Source organism: Amycolatopsis sp. NPDC050768 (genome assembly GCF_040654155.1).
GTDB lineage: Bacteria > Actinomycetota > Actinomycetes > Mycobacteriales > Pseudonocardiaceae > Amycolatopsis.
Genome location: NZ_JBFAHL010000001.1, coordinates 330,759 through 345,933, shown reverse-complemented (window position 1 = coordinate 345,933; position 15,175 = coordinate 330,759). Strand labels below are relative to the sequence as shown.

At 68.5% G+C, this 15,175-nt stretch carries 18 protein-coding genes; 8 read left to right on the top strand and 10 right to left on the bottom strand.

The features are described 5' to 3' along the window. Positions 1–25 precede the first annotated feature (25 nt). Genes AB0H62_RS01730 through AB0H62_RS01720 form a run of 3 tightly spaced genes read right to left on the bottom strand, consistent with a single transcriptional unit; the run spans position 26 to position 3,660 of the window. Positions 26–1,231, bottom strand: a complete 1,206-nt coding sequence (locus AB0H62_RS01730; RefSeq protein WP_360583536.1) for a cytochrome P450 — start codon at positions 1,229–1,231, stop codon at positions 26–28. A 10-nt stretch (positions 1,232–1,241) separates the two neighbouring features. Beyond that, complete coding sequence (locus AB0H62_RS01725) at positions 1,242–2,438, bottom strand: cytochrome P450 (protein WP_360583534.1); 1,197 nt, start codon at positions 2,436–2,438, stop codon at positions 1,242–1,244. 10 nt (positions 2,439–2,448) lie between these two features. Then, positions 2,449–3,660 (bottom strand): cytochrome P450, encoded by a 1,212-nt coding sequence (locus AB0H62_RS01720; protein WP_220246245.1) that lies wholly within the window; start codon positions 3,658–3,660, stop codon positions 2,449–2,451. A 200-nt stretch (positions 3,661–3,860) separates the two neighbouring features. Here AB0H62_RS01720 and AB0H62_RS01715 point away from each other — a divergent pair, with 200 nt between their 5' ends. Continuing rightward, positions 3,861–4,493, top strand: coding sequence for a TetR/AcrR family transcriptional regulator (locus AB0H62_RS01715; RefSeq protein ID WP_220246246.1), 633 nt, complete (start codon positions 3,861–3,863; stop codon positions 4,491–4,493). A 237-nt stretch (positions 4,494–4,730) separates the two neighbouring features. Beyond that, entirely contained in the window at positions 4,731–5,309 is a 579-nt protein-coding gene (locus tag AB0H62_RS01710) for a DUF4232 domain-containing protein (protein WP_220246247.1), read from the top strand. 78 nt (positions 5,310–5,387) lie between these two features. On the opposite strand, the gene AB0H62_RS01705 is transcribed toward AB0H62_RS01710, so the two are convergent. The 3 genes from AB0H62_RS01705 to deoC are packed head-to-tail and all read right to left on the bottom strand — an operon-like array spanning position 5,388 to position 8,674. Further along, on the bottom strand, positions 5,388–6,272 hold the full coding sequence (locus AB0H62_RS01705) for an aldehyde dehydrogenase family protein (protein WP_220246248.1): 885 nt from the start codon (positions 6,270–6,272) through the stop codon (positions 5,388–5,390). After that, positions 6,265–7,698 (bottom strand): aldehyde dehydrogenase family protein, encoded by a 1,434-nt coding sequence (locus AB0H62_RS01700; protein WP_220246249.1) that lies wholly within the window; start codon positions 7,696–7,698, stop codon positions 6,265–6,267. The genes AB0H62_RS01705 and AB0H62_RS01700 overlap by 8 nt, the downstream gene beginning before the upstream one ends. A 1-nt stretch (position 7,699) precedes the next feature. Then, positions 7,700–8,674 carry a deoxyribose-phosphate aldolase gene (deoC, locus tag AB0H62_RS01695; RefSeq protein ID WP_220246250.1) on the bottom strand — a complete coding sequence of 325 codons (975 nt, stop codon included), beginning with the start codon at positions 8,672–8,674 and terminating at the stop codon, positions 7,700–7,702. Between the two features lie 363 nt (positions 8,675–9,037). On the opposite strand from deoC, the gene AB0H62_RS01690 reads away from it, so the two are divergent. Then, on the top strand, positions 9,038–9,271 hold the full coding sequence (locus tag AB0H62_RS01690; RefSeq protein WP_220246251.1) for a hypothetical protein: 234 nt from the start codon (positions 9,038–9,040) through the stop codon (positions 9,269–9,271). A 70-nt stretch (positions 9,272–9,341) separates the two neighbouring features. Here AB0H62_RS01690 and AB0H62_RS01685 read toward each other — a convergent pair whose 3' ends face one another. Beyond that, positions 9,342–9,968, bottom strand: a complete 627-nt coding sequence (locus tag AB0H62_RS01685; RefSeq protein WP_220247358.1) for a DUF1707 domain-containing protein — start codon at positions 9,966–9,968, stop codon at positions 9,342–9,344. 106 nt (positions 9,969–10,074) lie between these two features. Between AB0H62_RS01685 and AB0H62_RS01680 the strand changes: the two genes are divergently transcribed. Further along, positions 10,075–10,521: a protein tyrosine phosphatase gene (locus tag AB0H62_RS01680; RefSeq protein ID WP_220246252.1), complete on the top strand. Its 447-nt coding sequence runs from the start codon at positions 10,075–10,077 to the stop codon at positions 10,519–10,521. On the opposite strand, the gene AB0H62_RS01675 is transcribed toward AB0H62_RS01680, so the two are convergent. Together AB0H62_RS01675 and AB0H62_RS01670 are read right to left on the bottom strand one after the other, a co-directional pair. Next, positions 10,505–10,744, bottom strand: a complete 240-nt coding sequence (locus AB0H62_RS01675) for a DUF397 domain-containing protein (RefSeq protein WP_220246253.1) — start codon at positions 10,742–10,744, stop codon at positions 10,505–10,507. The two genes, AB0H62_RS01680 and AB0H62_RS01675, sit on opposite strands and share 17 nt — an antisense overlap. Continuing rightward, positions 10,741–11,610: a helix-turn-helix transcriptional regulator gene (locus AB0H62_RS01670; RefSeq protein ID WP_360583530.1), complete on the bottom strand. Its 870-nt coding sequence runs from the start codon at positions 11,608–11,610 to the stop codon at positions 10,741–10,743. The genes AB0H62_RS01675 and AB0H62_RS01670 overlap by 4 nt, the downstream gene beginning before the upstream one ends. 118 nt (positions 11,611–11,728) lie before the next feature. Here AB0H62_RS01670 and AB0H62_RS01665 point away from each other — a divergent pair, with 118 nt between their 5' ends. The 4 genes from AB0H62_RS01665 to AB0H62_RS01650 all read left to right on the top strand — a co-directional run bounded on the left by AB0H62_RS01665 (position 11,729) and on the right by AB0H62_RS01650 (position 14,477). Then, a complete protein-coding gene (locus AB0H62_RS01665; RefSeq protein ID WP_220246255.1) occupies positions 11,729–11,929 on the top strand; it encodes a hypothetical protein in 201 nt (66 codons plus the stop codon). Between the two features lie 5 nt (positions 11,930–11,934). Next, the gene (upp, locus tag AB0H62_RS01660; protein WP_220246256.1) at positions 11,935–12,558 is read left to right on the top strand and encodes a uracil phosphoribosyltransferase; all 624 of its coding nucleotides are present in this window, start codon (positions 11,935–11,937) and stop codon (positions 12,556–12,558) included. A gap of 126 nt (positions 12,559–12,684) precedes the next feature. Further along, on the top strand, positions 12,685–13,224 hold the full coding sequence (locus AB0H62_RS01655) for an RNA polymerase sigma factor (RefSeq protein WP_255638654.1): 540 nt from the start codon (positions 12,685–12,687) through the stop codon (positions 13,222–13,224). After that, positions 13,221–14,477: a hypothetical protein gene (locus AB0H62_RS01650; protein WP_220246257.1), complete on the top strand. Its 1,257-nt coding sequence runs from the start codon at positions 13,221–13,223 to the stop codon at positions 14,475–14,477. The genes AB0H62_RS01655 and AB0H62_RS01650 overlap by 4 nt, the downstream gene beginning before the upstream one ends. Before the next feature lie 31 nt (positions 14,478–14,508). Here the strand turns inward: AB0H62_RS01650 and AB0H62_RS01645 are convergent, their stop codons facing one another. Next, on the bottom strand, positions 14,509–15,114 hold the full coding sequence (locus AB0H62_RS01645; RefSeq protein WP_220246258.1) for a TetR/AcrR family transcriptional regulator: 606 nt from the start codon (positions 15,112–15,114) through the stop codon (positions 14,509–14,511). Positions 15,115–15,175: the final 61 nt, after the last annotated feature.

Sequence of the window (15,175 nt, the reverse complement as noted above, 5' to 3'; positions counted from 1 at the left end):
GCTCGTGGTGGGAGCAGACTGATCTCTACCAGGTCACCGGCAGCCGGTACAGCCCGTAGATCGACGCGTCTTCCTTGAACGGCAGGTCGTCCACGTCGACGGCGAGCCGTAGCGTCGGAATCCGGCGGAACAGCGTGTCGAAGACGATCTGCAGCTCGGCGCGCGCGAGGTTCTGGCCCAGGCACTGGTGCGGCCCGAAACCGAACGCGACGTGGTGGCGCGCCCCGCGAGTGATGTCCAGCTTCGAAGGCTCGTCGAACACCGCCGGGTCCCAGTTGGCGGTGTATCCGAGCGCGAGCACACCTTCACCCGCCCGGATGGTGACGCCGTCGAGCTCCACGTCCTCCACCGCGACACGCGCGGTGGCCGTGTCGACGATCGTGAAGTAGCGCAGCAGCTCCTCGACCGCGTCGAGCGTCTTGCCCGGGTCGGCCTTGATCGTCTCCAGCTGCGTGGGGTTCTGCAGCAGGCCGACGGTGCCGAGCGAGATCATGTTCGCCGTGGTCTCGTGGCCCGCGACGAGCAGCAGGAACGACAGGCCCAGCACCGCGCCGTGCTCGTAGTTGCCTTCCTCGCGCAGCTTCACGATCTGCCGGCCCAGCAGGTCGTCGCCCGGGTCGGCTTCCTTTGTGGTGATCAGCCGGCCGAGGTAACCACGCACACGCTCGAACGCCGCGCGCCGCTCGTCGAAGCTCACCGTGCGCTTGAGCAGCTTCGCCGTGTTCTCCTGGAAGAAGTCGTGCTCGGAGTACGGCACACCCAGCAGCTCGCAGATCACGAGCGACGGGACCGGCAGCGACAGTTTCTCGACCAGGTCCACTGGTCCCTCGGACGCGAGGATCTCGTCGAGCAACCCGTCGACGATCTCCTGGATCCGCGGCCGCATCGCGTTCACGCGCTTCACGGTGAACTCGCCCAGCACCGACTTGCGCGCGGGGCCGTGCTCCGGCGCGTCCATCGTGATCATCGTGCGCTCGGCGTTGGTCTGGCGGAAGACGTTGCCGCCCTTGACCAGGATCGGGAAGTTCGGGTTGAAGCGGTCGGAGGAGAAGCGGCGGTCGTTGAGCACCGTCCGCACGTCCTCGTGCCGCGAGACCACCCAGGCTTCCTTGCCGTCGGGGATCTTCACACGCGTGATCGGCTGTTCCTCGCGGATCTGCGTGTACTCCTCGGGCGGTGCGAACGGGCACTTTCGCGCCACCGGCAGTTCGAGTTCCTCGGCCGTGGTCATCGCTCCTCCTTCACCGGGTCACGGGCAGTTCGTAGAGGCCGTAGATGAGCGCGTCGTCCTTGAACGGCAGGTCGTCGACGTCGACGGCCAGCTGCAGAGAAGGGATCCGGCGGAACAGCGTGTCGAACACGATCTGCAGCTCCGTCCGGGCGAGGTTCTGGCCGAGGCACTGGTGCGGCCCGAACCCGAACGCCACGTGGTGGCGCGCCCCGCGCTCGATGTCGAACGCCGACGAGTCCTCGAACGCCTCGGGGTCCCAGTTCGCCGCGTACGTCATCACCACCACGCCCTCACCGGCGGGAATGGTGACGCCGCCGATCTCGACGTCCTCCTTCGCCATTCGCGTGGTGTTGTCGACGATGGAGAAGTAGCGCAGCAGCTCCTCGACGGCGGTCAGCGTCTTGGCCGGGTCGGCCTTGATCAGCGCCAGCTGCTCCGGGTTCCGCAGGAACGCGACGGTGCCGAGCGAGATCATGTTCGCCGTGGTCTCATGCCCGGCCGCGAGCAGCAGGAACGCGAGGCTGACGAGCTTCGCCCGGTCGTACGTGCCGTCTTCGCGCCGCTTCGCGATCTGCCGGCTGATGAGGTCGTCACCAGGGTCGGCTTCCTTCTTCGCGATGAGCTCGCCCATATACCGCTGCACGCGCTCGAACGCGGCGCGCCGGTCGTCTGCCGAGGTGGCGCGGTTGATGAGCTGCTTGGTGTTCTCCTGGAAGAACTCGTGGTCTTCGTAGGGGACGCCGAGCATTTCGCAGATCACGAGCGAGGGGACCGGCAGCGCGAGCTTTTCCACGAGGTCGACGGGTCCGTCGGCTGCGAGGATGTCGTCGATCAGACCGTCGACGATCTCCTGGATCCGCGGCTTCAGCTCGGCGACGCGCTTGACGGTGAACTCCCCGAGCACCGCCTTGCGTTCCGGGCCGTGCTGCGGCGCGTCCATCGCCAGCATCGTGCGCTCGGCCTCGGTGCGGCGGATGACGTTGCCGCCCGGGACGAGCGTCGGGAAGTCGGGGTGGAAGCGGTCGGCGGAGAACCGCGGGTCGTTGAGCACGGCTCGCACGTCCTCGTGCCGCGAGACCGTCCAGGCTTGCTTGCCGTCCGGGATCTTCACCCGGTGCACGGGCGCCTCTTCGCGCGTGGCCGTGTACTCCTCCGGCGGCGCGAACGGGCACTTCCGGGCGACCGGGAGTTCCTCCATCGTGCTCATGCTTCCTCCCTCACCAGGTGACGGGCAGACAGTGGAGACCGAAGATCGCGGAGTCGTGCTTGAACGGCAGCTGGTCGACCGGGGTGGCCAGCTTCAGGGTCGGGATGCGGCGGAACAGCGTGTCGAACACGATCTGCAGCTCCATGCGCGCGAGGTTCTGGCCGAGGCACTGGTGCGCGCCGAAGCCGAACGCCACGTGCTTGCGCCCACCACGGGTGATGTCGAGCTTTTCGGGCTCGGGGAAGGCATCGCCGTCGAAGTTGGCGGCGTAGCTGAGGCCGATCACGCCGTCGCCGGCCGGGATCGTGATGCCCGCGATCTCCACGTCCTCGGTCGCGACGCGCGTGGTCGCGAACTCGGCGATGGTGAAGTAGCGCAACAGTTCCTCGACGGCGTCGAGGGTCTTGCCAGGGTCGGCCTTGATCGCTTCGAGCTGGTCCGGGTTCTCCAGCAGCGCGACGGTGCCGAGCGAGATCATGTTCGCCGTGGTCTCGTGACCGGCGATGAGCAGCAGGAACGCGAGCGACGTGAGGTCATTGCGGTCGTACTCGCCCTCTTCGCGCTTCTTCGCGATCTGGCGGCCAAGGAGGTCGTCGGAGGGGTTCTCCTCCTTGTCCGCGACCAGCTTGTCGAGGTACTCCTCCAGCGCGATCACGGACTCGAGCCGCTCGTCGGAGGAGACCTCACGGCTGAGGATGCGCGAGCTGTGCTGCTGGAAGAAGTCGTGCTCGGCGTAGGGAACGCCGAGCTGCTCGCAGATCACGAGCGACGGGACCGGCAGCGACAGCGCCGAGACCAGGTCGGCGGGCTGGTCGCCGGCGAGGATCGCGTCGATGTGCTCGTCGACGATCTCCTGGATGCGCGGCTGAAGTGCCTTCATGCGCTTCACAGTGAACTCGCCGACGACCTCGCGGCGCGCGGGGCCGTGCTCCGGCGCGTCCATGTTGATCAGCGACGGGTTGAGCTTGCGCTCGCGCCGCGGCGCTCCGTCGCGGAACAGGACCGGGAAGCCCGGGTTGAAGCGGTTGGAGCTGAACCGGGGGTCGTTCAGCATCGAGCGCACGTCTTCGTGCTTCGACAGCACCCAGGCGCGCTGGCCCGAGTCGAGCTCGACGAGCTTCGCCCGCTCGTCCTCGAAACGCTCGTACTCCGGCGGCGGCGCGAACGGGCACGTGCGCGCCATCGGGAAGCTGGCGAGCTCGGGTTCGGCAACTTCTGTCATGGTGTGATCCCCTTTTGGCGGTTTTGAACCTTTACGCAATGTATGTGGAGGATTACATTCCGGTTCATTTCCCACGGTACCGAAGCGGAGGATCGTCGTCCACTAGCAAAGGGGTGACGGGTTGTGGTCGCGGTGCGTGGAGCGCTGTCCATGCGAGAATTTGCGCGCGTAACGAGTTCCCGGCGAGCGGAAGGTGGGCCATGAGTGCGGATCCCCAGGTCCCCTTGCGTGCGGACGCGCGGCGCAACCGCGACCAGATCATCGCCGCGGCGCGCACGATCTTCGCGGAGTTCGGGCCCGAGGTGCCGATGGAGGAGATCGCCCGCGCGGCCGGTGTCGGCGTCGGCACGCTGTACCGGCGCTTCCCCGACCGCGAAGCGCTGATCCGGGCGGTGGCCGTCGACAACTTCTCGCGGGTGCTGGACGACGCGCGCGAGGCGGCTGAACAGGAGCCCACGGCTTGGCGGGCGCTGGTGCGGCTGCTGCACCAGTCCGTTGAGCTGCACCTTTCCGTGCAGCTGGCGATGTTGTCGAAGAAGGCGCACGAGATCCTGAAGGAAGACCCGGCGATCGCGAGGTTGCGCGAAGAGCTGCTGGTCGAGCTGGAAGCGATGGTGCAGGGCGCGCAGAACGAGGGAACGTTGCGCCCGGACGTCGCCGAGGGCGACGTGGCCATGCTGTTCGCGCTACTGCTGCGTCAGCTGGAGTCCCGTTCGCCGGAAATCGCCCGGATGTCGACCGCACGCAGCATCGCGATCATGATCGACGGGCTGCAGGCCCGGCCGGGGACGCCGTTGCCGGGTCGGCCGCTGGGCCGGCACGACATCAACTGAACCGCCCTGACCAGCTGAACGGCACCGGTCAACTGAACCGCGCCCGCGCGCGTGTTCACTCTTTGTGACGCTTCGGGGTGGCTGGGGTTGCGTTTCTGCGGCTGATCCCACAGCCGGACATCCCGCCCGTGGCGTGGACGTCTTTCCTGGTGAGAGCGACCGAGGGGAATGAATCACCAAAACGGTCGTTCTGCCGGGCGGAGAGGCTGCCCGGGTTCGAACAGGGGAGAGTCCGAGATGACCACACGCAAGACCATCAGCCGCGTTGTCGCCGCCGTCGCCGTGGCCGGGATCGCCGCCGGGGCAACGGCTCTGGCTGCCGGGACCGCGAACGCCGCGCCGGCTTCGTCTGCTTCGCCTGCGTCGTCTGCTTCGTCGGTGCAGCCGTGCACGTCGAACCAGTTCACCTCGAAGCTCGTCTACGGCGGCGCGGGCGCGGGCAACCGCTACGGCGCCCTGCAGTTCACGGCCAACCCGGGCGAGCGCTGCTACCTGCCCGGCAACCTCGAGGTGGACCTCATCGGCGCGCACAACGTGCTGATCAACAACCAGGCCCCGGCCGACGCGCCCGCCGTGGCGCTCGTCGACGGTTCCTCGGCCTACGTGCCGCTGCACTGGACCGGCATCGAGCCCTACGCCCAGCAGCAGACGCCCAACGGGCTCAACGTCGTGGCGCCGTCCGACTCCAACCAGCACGGTGACTACATCAACCCGAACGTCAACGTGGACTGGACCCTCGGCGAGGTCGACGCCGACTCGGTCAGCCACACCATCGACGTCGGCGCGGTGACGCAGGGGCTCGCGCCGACTGCGTGACGGCTCTGGTTTCAGGGGCGGGCGGCACACCAGGGGGTGCCGCCCGCCCCTTTTCTATGTCTGGCTTTCAGTCCGGGATCAGACGCCCAGCGGGTGCCAGACGGTCTTCGCCTCCAGGTACCGGCGCAGCCGCGAGAGGTCCGGCGTCGGCGTCCAGTCGGGTTCGGCGTCGGGGACCGTGAGCACGCGCTTGACCGTGCCCGCCGCCTCGCGCGCCAGCGTGATGCGGTCCTCCGGCGTGGCGCCGGTCGGGTCGAGCGCGTTGACGTCACCGTGCGAAGCCAGCCACGGGCCGAGCTCGGCCGCGCGGCCGGTCAGCACGTTGGCGACACCGCCGGGCAGATCGGACGTCGCCAGGACCTCCGACAGCGTGATCGCCGGCAGCGGCCGCTCGGCGCTCGAGACGACGACGGCCGTGGAGCCACCGGCCAGCACCGGCGCCAGCACGCTCACCAGGCCGAGCAGCGACGACGCCTGCGGCGCGAGCACGCCGACCACGCCCGTGGGCTCGGGCACGGTGAAGGAGAAGTACGGCCCCGCAACGGGGTTCGCCGCGCCGAGCACCGACGCGATCTTGTCCGTCCACCCGGCATACCAGACCCAGCGGTCGATAGCGGCGTCCACAAGGGACTCCGCCTGGCTCGGCGCGAGACCTTCCGACGCGGCGACCTCGCTCACGAACTGCTCGCGCCGGCCCTCCAGCATCTCGGCGACGCGGTAGAGCACCTGGCCGCGGTTGTAGGCCGTGGCGCCCGACCAGCCGGGGAACGCTTTGCGCGCCGCCACGACGGCATCACGCACGTCCTTGCGCGACGCGTGCGCTGCGTTGGCCAGGAACTTCCCCTGCGGATCGGTGACGGGGTAGACCCGGCCCGACTCCGAGCGAGGGAAGGCCCCGCCGATGTAGAGCTTGTACGTCTTCGCGACGGATATGCGCGACTCAGACTGCTTTGAATCAGACACTGAGGTAGGCCTCCAAGCCGGTGCGCCCGCCCTCGCGGCCGAACCCGGACTCCTGGTAGCCGCCGAACGGCGCGGCGGGGTCGAAGCGGTTGAACGTGTTGGCCCAGACGACGCCGGCCCGGAGCTTGTTCGCCATCCAGAGGATGCGCGAGCCCTTCTCGGTCCAGATGCCGGCCGACAGCCCGTACGGCGTGTTGTTGGCCTTCGCGACGGCCTCGTCCGGCGTGCGGAACGTGAGCACCGACAGCACCGGCCCGAAGATCTCCTCGCGCGCGATCCGCATCGACTGGTGCACGTCGGAGAACACCGTGGGAGCGAAGAAGAACCCGCGGTCGGGCACCGGGCACGGGCTGGTCCAGCGCTGCGCGCCCTCCGCGTCGCCCGATTCCACGAGCCCGCGGATCTTCGCCAGCTGCTCGGCGGAGTTGATGGCGCCGATGTCGGTGTTCTTGTCGAGCGGGTCGCCCATCCGCAGCGTCGAGACGCGGTAGCGCAGCTTCTCCATGACCTCCTCGGCCACGGATTCCTGCACCAGCAGCCGAGAACCCGCGCAGCAGACGTGGCCCTGGTTGAAGAAGATCCCGTTGACGATCCCCTCCACGGCCTGGTCCAGCGGCGCGTCGTCGAACACGACGTTGGCCGCCTTGCCGCCCAGCTCCAGCGTGAGCTTCTTGCGCGTGCCCGCCACCGTGCGCTGGATCAGCTTGCCGACCTCGGTGGAGCCGGTGAACGCGATCTTGTCGACGTCACCGTGTTCCACGATGGCCGCACCGATGTCCCCGGCGCCCGGCAGGATGTTCACGACACCCGGCGGCAGTTCGGCCTGCTGGCAGATCTCGGCGAACACCAGCGCCGTGAGCGGCGTGGTCTCCGCCGGCTTGAGGACGACGGTGTTGCCGGTGGCCAGCGCGGGCGCGATCTTCCACGCCAGCATCAGCAGCGGGAAGTTCCACGGAATCACCTGGCCCGCGACGCCCAACGGCTTCGGGTTCGGGCCGTAGCCCGCGTACTCCAGCTTGTCGGCCCAGCCGGCGTGGTAGAAGAAGTGCGCCGCCGCCGTGGGGACGTCGGAGTCGCGCGATTCCTTGATGGGCTTGCCGTTGTCGAGCGACTCCAGCACGGCCAGCTCGCGCGAGCGCTCCTGGATCAGGCGAGCGATGCGGAAGAGGTACTTCGCGCGTTCGCTACCGGGCATCTTCGACCAGACGGTGTCGTAGGCTTTGCGCGCCGCGCGTACCGCGGTGTCCACATCGGACACCGACGCCGTGCCGACCTCGGCGAGGATTTCCTCGGTGGCCGGGTTCACCGTCTTGAGCGGCTCGCCCGAACCGTCGACGAACTCGCCGCCGATGAACGGCCGGTAGTGGTCCTTGAGGTTCGCGATGTCGCGCGACTCGGGCGCGGGGGCGTATTCGAAGATGCCCATGTCAGTCCACCGTCACGTAGTCGGGGCCACTGTAGTGGCCGTCCACCTGGGTGCGCCGCTGCAGCAGCAGGTCGTTGAGCAGGCTGGACGCGCCGAAGCGGAACAGGTCCGGGGTCAGCCACTGCTCGCCGGCCACCTCGTGCACGGCGACCAGGTACTTGATCGCGTCCTTCGCCGTGCGGATGCCGCCCGCGGGCTTCACGCCGCGCAGCTCGCCGGTCTGTTCGTGCCAGTCGTGCACCGCCTGCAGCATCACGTGGGTGACCGGCAGCGTCGCGGCGGGGGACACCTTGCCGGTGGACGTCTTGATGAAGTCACCACCCGCCAGGAGCGCGAGCCACGACGCGCGGCGGACGTTGTCGTACGTCGCCAGCTCGCCGGTCTCCAGGATCACCTTCAGGTGCGCTTCGCCGGACGCCGCCTTGATCGCGCGGATCTCGTCGAAGACGTCCATGTAGCGGCCCTCGAGGAACGCGCCGCGGTCGATCACCATGTCGACCTCGTCGGCGCCGTATTCCACGGCCAGCCTCGTGTCGGCCAGCTTGACCTCACGGCTGGTGCGCCCGGACGGGAACCCGGTCGCGACGCTCGCCACGTGCACGGCACTGCCCTTGAGCGCGTCGACCGCGGCCTCGACCATGTCGGGGTACACGCACACGGCGGCCACGCGCGGGCAGTCCTGTCGCTCCGGGTCCGGGCGCAAGGCCTTCGCCGCGAGCCCGCGGACCTTGCCGCGTGTGTCGGCGCCTTCCAGCGTGGTCAGGTCGACCATCGAGATGGCGGTGTCGATCGCCCAGCGCTTGGCGTCTTTCTTGATGCTGCGTGTGCCCAAGGCCGCCGCTCGCTGCTCGACCCCGACCTGGTCGACGCCGGGCAGCCCGTGCAGGAACCGCCGCAGGCTCGCCTCGTCGCGAGTCACGTCCGCCAGCGGCGCCGGGGTGTCCGGCGCCGCGTTCGGGCTGGTGGTTGTGGTCATGCCTGTGAGTGTAGGTCGGCCACGTCCTGTGCCGGGTCACTCACGGAAATCTGTGGATGACTGCCCGGGGTCGGGCGGGTTGTCCACAGATCACGAAGGAGGTATTGCGGGCCCCCGTGGGACCCATGGCCGGTTCCGCTGTTCGGGTTACTTGCGACCGTTTGATCCCGCGGTGTCATCGTGCGAGGCAAGATCAACCGGCGGCGATGCCCTCGGGTGACGTAGCGAGGAAACCGTCCCCGCATGGACGCGCACCTGTCGCAACGCTGAAACCGTTGGCGCAGGGGAAAGTTCCCTGCGGGCTTCGGCAGTTCGGTCGCTCACATCATGAGGGCACCGGCGATCACAGCTAGGGGAGAGTCCATGACAGGCGTGACGAAGGGCCTCGGCTTGGGGGCAATCATCGTGATCACGGTCGGCGCGGTGGTGCTGTCTGTCGGATCCATCAGTTACCAGGCCTCTGACTCCGGAAATGGGGCGAACATCGGCGCCGACGTCGCACTGACGTTCGGCCCCTATCTCGTCGCCCTCGGCCTGATCTTGGGAATCGCGGCTGCCGTCGCCCACTTCACCAGCCGGGCACGCCAACCCCGCTAGTGATCAGTTCCCACGGGGTCGATGTCCACACCACGTGGGCGTCGACCTTGTTGTGCTACCTGGCCTGCGTTCAGGATTCGATCTGCGGGTTGTCCTTCTTCGCCTTCTTGCGGTAGACGACCACGCCGCCCCAGAAGGCGAGGCCGTTGATGGTCAGGGTGGGGGCTGTGGCCGGCGCGGGTGGGGCGCCGGACTTGTCTTCGAGGACGAAGCCGCCCATGAGGCCGAGGCCGGTGACGTCGACGTTGATGTCGTCGGGGACCGTGATCTCGATGCCGCCCATGATGGCGACGGCGGTGATGGTCGACTGTTTGTCGGCGAAGCGGGCGCTGCGGAGGTCGATCTCCGCGCCGCCCCAGAAGGCGACGCTCGTGTGCTGCGGCGGGAGTACCCAGCTGCCCTTGCGGATGGCGCCGGAGAGAACGCCAATCGAGACGTTGGAGCCCGGGTGGCCGCCGATGCGGCTGTCGGGGAGGCCGAGGGCGCGGCTGGTGGCCGGCTGCAGAGCTGTGGAGGGCGTGGTGGGCGTGGCGCCGATCGGCAGGTCGCGGGTCACAGGCTTCAGCTCGCCGATGGTCTTCGCCGCGTAGACGGTGGAGAGCCGTTCCTCGAGCTCGGTGATCGTGATGCGGCCCTCGGACAGCGCTTGGTGCAGAACCTGCGCGACCTGCTCGCGGTCGGCGTCGGAGGCCCGCATCTGGTCGGGGCTCGGAAGGGCTGCGTCGTCACTCACCCGCGGCAGCCTAGCCCGATCGGGGTCGCTCGGGGTCCATCGAACGACGGATAAGGGCCAAGATGGGGCGATGGCATCTGCTCTGGTGGGGACCCTCGCACTGCCCGACGGCGCCCAGGTCCGCGGCCGCGGCCTCGGCCGACCCGCGCCGGAAGGCCCGGCGCCGACTTATGGTCTGTACCTGGGCTCGGGACGGTTGCGCCGCAAGTACGACGCCGGGCTGACCTGGGAGCACGACTGGATCCGCTGGCCGGACTTCCTGCTGCCCCTGAACTGGGGCGACGCTCGGCGCAAGATCCTGGCGCTGCACGCCCGCGCGCTGGCGGGGGAATCGGTGGAGGTGGCCTGTTACGGAGGGGTCGGCCGCACCGGCACGGTCCTCGCCTGTCTTGCCACGCTCTCCGACCTTGGGCCTGACGACGCTGTGACGTGGGTACGCGAGAACCACCACCACCGGGCCGTCGAAACGGCCTGGCAGCGGCGGTGGGTTCGCTGGTTCGCTAGCGCGCGGAGCTGAGGAAGGCGGTCCACGCGGTCCGCGACACGGTGAGGTGGCCGCCCGCGCGGTCCTTCGTGTCGCGGATCCCGATCTCGACCAATGAGGTGGCAACCTCGACACAGTTGGACTGGTCTGTGGTGTAGGAACTCGTTTGCCAAGCCGCGAACTCGACACAGTTGGAGTCGCTGGTGGTGTAGGAGCTCTTCCGCCACATGGCCTGGGCGAAGTCGGGGGCGATCATGGTTCGTACTCCTCGGCTTGAGTCGACTCGCCGATCATATCGGCAATCATCCGGGCTGAGGCGTCTGATGACAGGGCGATGGAGCGGATGCTGCGCCAAGCGGTCTTGACGCTGTCGATGTAGTCATCTTCTTCGAGAAAGCTGCTGGTACCCGGGCTCTCGACGTGCGCAAGGGTCGGCTCGCTGTGAAATTCGAGGAGGACAAAGGGGCCGCGCAAGCCAGGGTGCGCGCCGGCCGCGAAGGGAGCGATCTCCACGGTTACGTTCGAGCGTCGGCTCAGCTGCAGGAGATGCCGGAGCTGATTATGCATTGTTGCCGAGTCGCCAATTTGGCGGTGCAAGGCCATTTCATCGATGATGAGGTGAACCGAGGGGGCATCTCTGCGGCTCAGAATCAGTTGCCGGGTAGCGCGCGCGGCTACCAAGCTCTCGACCTCAGTCTCGGTGAGTAGGGTGTCGTTGCCGCGGATGAGTTCGCGACTGTATTCAGGGATCTGCGCGATGCCGGGGATCAGCAGCGTCTCGTAGTTCTTGATGACCGAAGCCTGCTCCTCGAACCGGATCAGGTCCTTCCACGTGGGTGGCAACTTCCCGTTCACTTCATGCCAGTTGCGCTCCTCGCCACCCCTCACGAGCGCCATGAGCTCTTGCCGCAGATCCGACGGAGCCTGCAGAAAACCGAGGATCGCCGCGACGTCGTCGGGGTACAAGCCGCGGTCGCCCGTTTCCATGCGGGAGATCTTGCTCTCCGAGAAGTCCACGCCTTCGGCCACCTGTTTGCAGGTCATCTTCCGCAGTAACCGCAGGCGGCGCAGTTCCCCGGAAACTCTCCGCTGCCGAACGGAGACTCCTTTGTTCTTCGTCATGGGCACACTTTGTCCTCTTGCCACGGTGGCACGAAAGATCGCTCACCTGAAGGAAGGTTGCGTGCGGTTCTGGCATCGGGAGAACGTTTGGCTCGTGTTCTCGCGGAGGAGGAAACCCATGCGCCAGTCTTGGAAGATCAGTGGATCGTACGCCAACTGGAGGATGATTGTCTGCATCGAGCCGCCGGATGATGCGAACGTGGCGGATGTGCCGGCGTGGCCGTTCGACAAGCTGGCGCCCGTGGTGGGGCATTTTTTCGAGGCGGTGAACTACTACGAGATGAGCCGAGACGCGGACGACACTCGGCAGCTAAGTTAGGCGGCATGGATGTGCACGTCGTCGATCACCCGTTGGCCAAGGCCCGCCTGTCCACGATGCGTGACGCGCGGACGGACAGCGCGGCGTTCCGGGCCGCGCTGCACGAGCTGACTGTGATGCTCGTGTACGAAGCCACCCGCGACGTGCCGGTGCGCACCGAGCGGATCCACACGCCCGTCGCGCGCACGGAGGCCTACCGGCTGGCCAGCCCGCCGCTGCTGGTCCCCGTGCTGCGCGCCGGCCTTGGCATGGCCGACGAGGCGCACAAGATGATCCCCGACGCGCAGATGGGGTTCGTCGGGCTCGCGCGCGACGAGGAGACCCTCAAGCCGACGCCCTACCTGGAATCGCTGCCGGAGTCGCTGGCCGACCGGCCCGTGATGGTGCTTGACCCGATGCTCGCGACGGGCGGGTCGATGGAGTACACCATCCGGCTGCTGACGGACCGGGGTGCGACGGACGTGACCGCTATTTGCGCCCTGGCCGCGCCCGAAGGTCTGGCGCACCTGGAGAAGACCGGCCTGCCGGTGCGCGTGGTCACCGCGAGCATCGACGAGCGGCTCAACGACTCCGGCTTCATCGTCCCCGGGCTCGGCGACGCGGGAGACCGCCAGTACGGCGCGGTCTGAACCAAGCCGTCTAAACAAGCCGTCTAACCAAGCGGTCTGATCAAGCGGTCTGAACCACCAGCGCAACACTCACAACACTTCGGAGGTTCCCGGCCACTTCCCGGTGTGACCATCCAAGGGGCAACCGTGGACGCCGAGCTCTTCGGGCGCGCGGCAGGCGGGGACGAGAGGGCGTTCGGCGAGCTGTTCGAACGCCACGCGCAGGCGGTGTGGAACCACGCCTACCGGCTGACCGGGTCGTGGGCGGTGGCCGAGGACCTGACGTCGAACACGTTCCTGATCGCTTGGCGCAAGCGCGCCGAGCTGAAGCTGATCAGGGACAGCGCGCTGCCGTGGCTGTACACCGTCGCGGGCAATCTCGCCCGCACGGAACACCGCGGCGCGCGCCGGCGGCTGCGGCTGCTGAGCCGGATCCCGGAACCGCAGGTGGTTTCGGATCACGCCGAAGCCGTCGCGGCCCAGCTCGACGGCGAGGAACGCCTGAAGGCGATCCTCGACGCCGTCGCCGGATTGTCCAAGGCGCAGCGCCAGGTCGTGGAGCTGTGCCTGCTGGGCGACGTGCCGACCGCCGACGCGGCGGCGCTGCTCGAAGTAGCGGAGGTCACCGTCCGCTCGCACCTGTCCCGGGCGCGAGCCCATTTGCGTGCCCTTCTGGAGGACAAATGATCGACAACCTCCCCCCGCGCCGTGAACTGCCGCCCGAGGTACGCGACCGCATGCGGCTCCGGATCCGCGCCGGGCTCGCCGACGAGAGCCGGCCCTCGCGCCGCCGTCCGATGTGGCTCGCCGCGGCGGCCGTGGTGGTGCTCGCCGCCGGTGCGGTGTTCGCGACCGGCGTAGTGCGCGACGGCGCGAACGGACCGGTGACGCCCGCGGCGCCGAATGCGGGGAGTGACGCCGCGCAGGCGGTGCTCGACCGTTGCTGGAACGCGGCGAAGCCCTACAGCTCCGCCATCACCGATCCGCGGGGCTGGAACATCGAGTTGATCGCCGGCCACGGCGCCGCCATCGTGATCGCCGCGACGATCGGGGACAAGCCGGTGTTCTGCGAGGTGACGGCGACGTCGGTGACCGTCTCGGACCCGGGGGCGAAGCCGGTGCTGGTGCCCGGCACGAATACGAAGGTGCTCCTGCGCACGGCCGACGGCCTGGTCGCGGGGTTGGCGGACCCGTCATGGCAGAGCGTGCAGGCAGTTGCGCCGGGGTCGAACCCGCTGCTCGGCGGCCCTCCTGTCTCGACGGTTTCGGCGAGGTCCCACCAGTTCGCGGTGTTCACCGACTCTGCGCCGACCGTGCCGGTCGCCCTCGGACCGGTGCTGCCCCTCAGGCCGGTGGACGCGTCCGCTGTCGTGCCGGTGGCCCCGGCGCCGTTGGTGACGACGGTCGATCTCCCGGCACCGGCGGAGCGGACGTCGGAAGCGGGCAAGTTCCTCGGCGAGTGCCTGGCCGGGTCCCAGCGGCAGGTGCCGGACCGCGACGCCTACGTGGCGGGCGCCTACCTCAGCTGGAACAACCGCAGGTTCGTTGTCGCGCGGCTGGGGCAGCACGTGATCACCTGCTCAGCGCGCCCCTATCCGGGGAGGGCGGGGGACACTTACTACGCGGTCGACCCGGCCGGCGGGCAGGGTGAGCTGAGGCCGCTCTCGGGTTTCGGGGTGCTCAGCTCGGTGCTGGCCCCGGTGAAGGAAACGGGTGAGCCCGAGCGACAGGTGTTCGCCGGCGGTGTACCGCCGAACGTGACGCGGGTTTCGGTCACCTACCCGGGCCGGCAGCCGCAGGACGCGGTGCTGTCGCACGGCACCTTCGCGCTTTGGCACACCGACGCCGACAACTACCCGGACACGGACCCGGGGTCGAAGGTGAAGGCCTACGACGCCGCGGGCAACGTGGTGATCGAAGCCCAGCTCAAGCTGACCTGACGGTGGCGGTGACCATCGCCCGCCGTGGCGCTTACGCCGGGTTCGGTCCCTTGAGCCAGCCGGAAGCGTTGGCGCGCAAGGCTTCCTCGTACGCACCGCTCACGCTGAACTCCGGCGGCAGGTTCCCCGACAGCTCCAGCGACACCAGCCCGTGCACGAGGCCCCACGAGCTGACGATGATCACCTCGGGCGCCACGTCTGCGAACTGCCCCGACGCGATTCCGCGCCGGATGGTGTCCTCGAGTGGCTCGAGGGTGGTGCGGGCGAGGCGGTCGGCCTCGGCGTTGGGCTCGAATCCGGGCACGGAGCGCGTGAACATGATCGCGTACAGGTGCGGATCGGCCTGCGCGCTGGCGCGGTAGGCGACGCCGAGGCGCACCAGATCCGCGACGGCGTCGTCGGTCCGCTCCACGGCGTTCAGTCGCTCGCCGAAGCGGCGGAAGCCCTCGACGTACAGCGCGTTGACCAGGTCCGGCTTACTGCCGAACAGTGAGTACACGGCCGTGGTCGACGTCCCGGCGTCGGCGGCCAGCTTGCGCAGGGACAGGGCCTTCGGGCCGTCGGCGGAGATCAGCTCGCCGGCCCGGTCCAGCAGCTTCAGCCGGAGGGCTTCGTCGTGCGTACGGGGACGGGGCACGCGCTCAGGGTAACGCAACGGTGTTACGGTACGCGACCGTCAGTCGGGTGATGTGGTCGGT

Bases quoted from the DNA above. Each gene is read 5' to 3' on its own strand.
- AB0H62_RS01720 (WP_220246245.1), bottom strand. From the start codon at position 3,660: ATGACAGAAGTTGCCGAACCCGAGCTCGCCAGCTTCCCGATGGCGCGC.
- AB0H62_RS01685 (WP_220247358.1), bottom strand. From the start codon at position 9,968: ATGCGGGCCTCCGACGCCGACCGCGAGCAGGTCGCGCAGGTTCTGCAC.
- AB0H62_RS01650 (WP_220246257.1), top strand. From the start codon at position 13,221: ATGATCGACAACCTCCCCCCGCGCCGTGAACTGCCGCCCGAGGTACGC.
- AB0H62_RS01710 (WP_220246247.1), top strand. From the start codon at position 4,731: ATGACCACACGCAAGACCATCAGCCGCGTTGTCGCCGCCGTCGCCGTG.
- AB0H62_RS01690 (WP_220246251.1), top strand. From the start codon at position 9,038: ATGACAGGCGTGACGAAGGGCCTCGGCTTGGGGGCAATCATCGTGATC.
- AB0H62_RS01715 (WP_220246246.1), top strand. From the start codon at position 3,861: ATGAGTGCGGATCCCCAGGTCCCCTTGCGTGCGGACGCGCGGCGCAAC.
- AB0H62_RS01670 (WP_360583530.1), bottom strand. From the start codon at position 11,610: ATGACGAAGAACAAAGGAGTCTCCGTTCGGCAGCGGAGAGTTTCCGGG.
- AB0H62_RS01730 (WP_360583536.1), bottom strand. From the start codon at position 1,231: ATGACCACGGCCGAGGAACTCGAACTGCCGGTGGCGCGAAAGTGCCCG.
- AB0H62_RS01725 (WP_360583534.1), bottom strand. From the start codon at position 2,438: ATGAGCACGATGGAGGAACTCCCGGTCGCCCGGAAGTGCCCGTTCGCG.
- deoC (WP_220246250.1), bottom strand. From the start codon at position 8,674: ATGACCACAACCACCAGCCCGAACGCGGCGCCGGACACCCCGGCGCCG.
- AB0H62_RS01665 (WP_220246255.1), top strand. From the start codon at position 11,729: ATGCGCCAGTCTTGGAAGATCAGTGGATCGTACGCCAACTGGAGGATG.
- AB0H62_RS01675 (WP_220246253.1), bottom strand. From the start codon at position 10,744: ATGATCGCCCCCGACTTCGCCCAGGCCATGTGGCGGAAGAGCTCCTAC.
- AB0H62_RS01700 (WP_220246249.1), bottom strand. From the start codon at position 7,698: ATGGGCATCTTCGAATACGCCCCCGCGCCCGAGTCGCGCGACATCGCG.
- upp (WP_220246256.1), top strand. From the start codon at position 11,935: ATGGATGTGCACGTCGTCGATCACCCGTTGGCCAAGGCCCGCCTGTCC.
- AB0H62_RS01680 (WP_220246252.1), top strand. From the start codon at position 10,075: ATGGCATCTGCTCTGGTGGGGACCCTCGCACTGCCCGACGGCGCCCAG.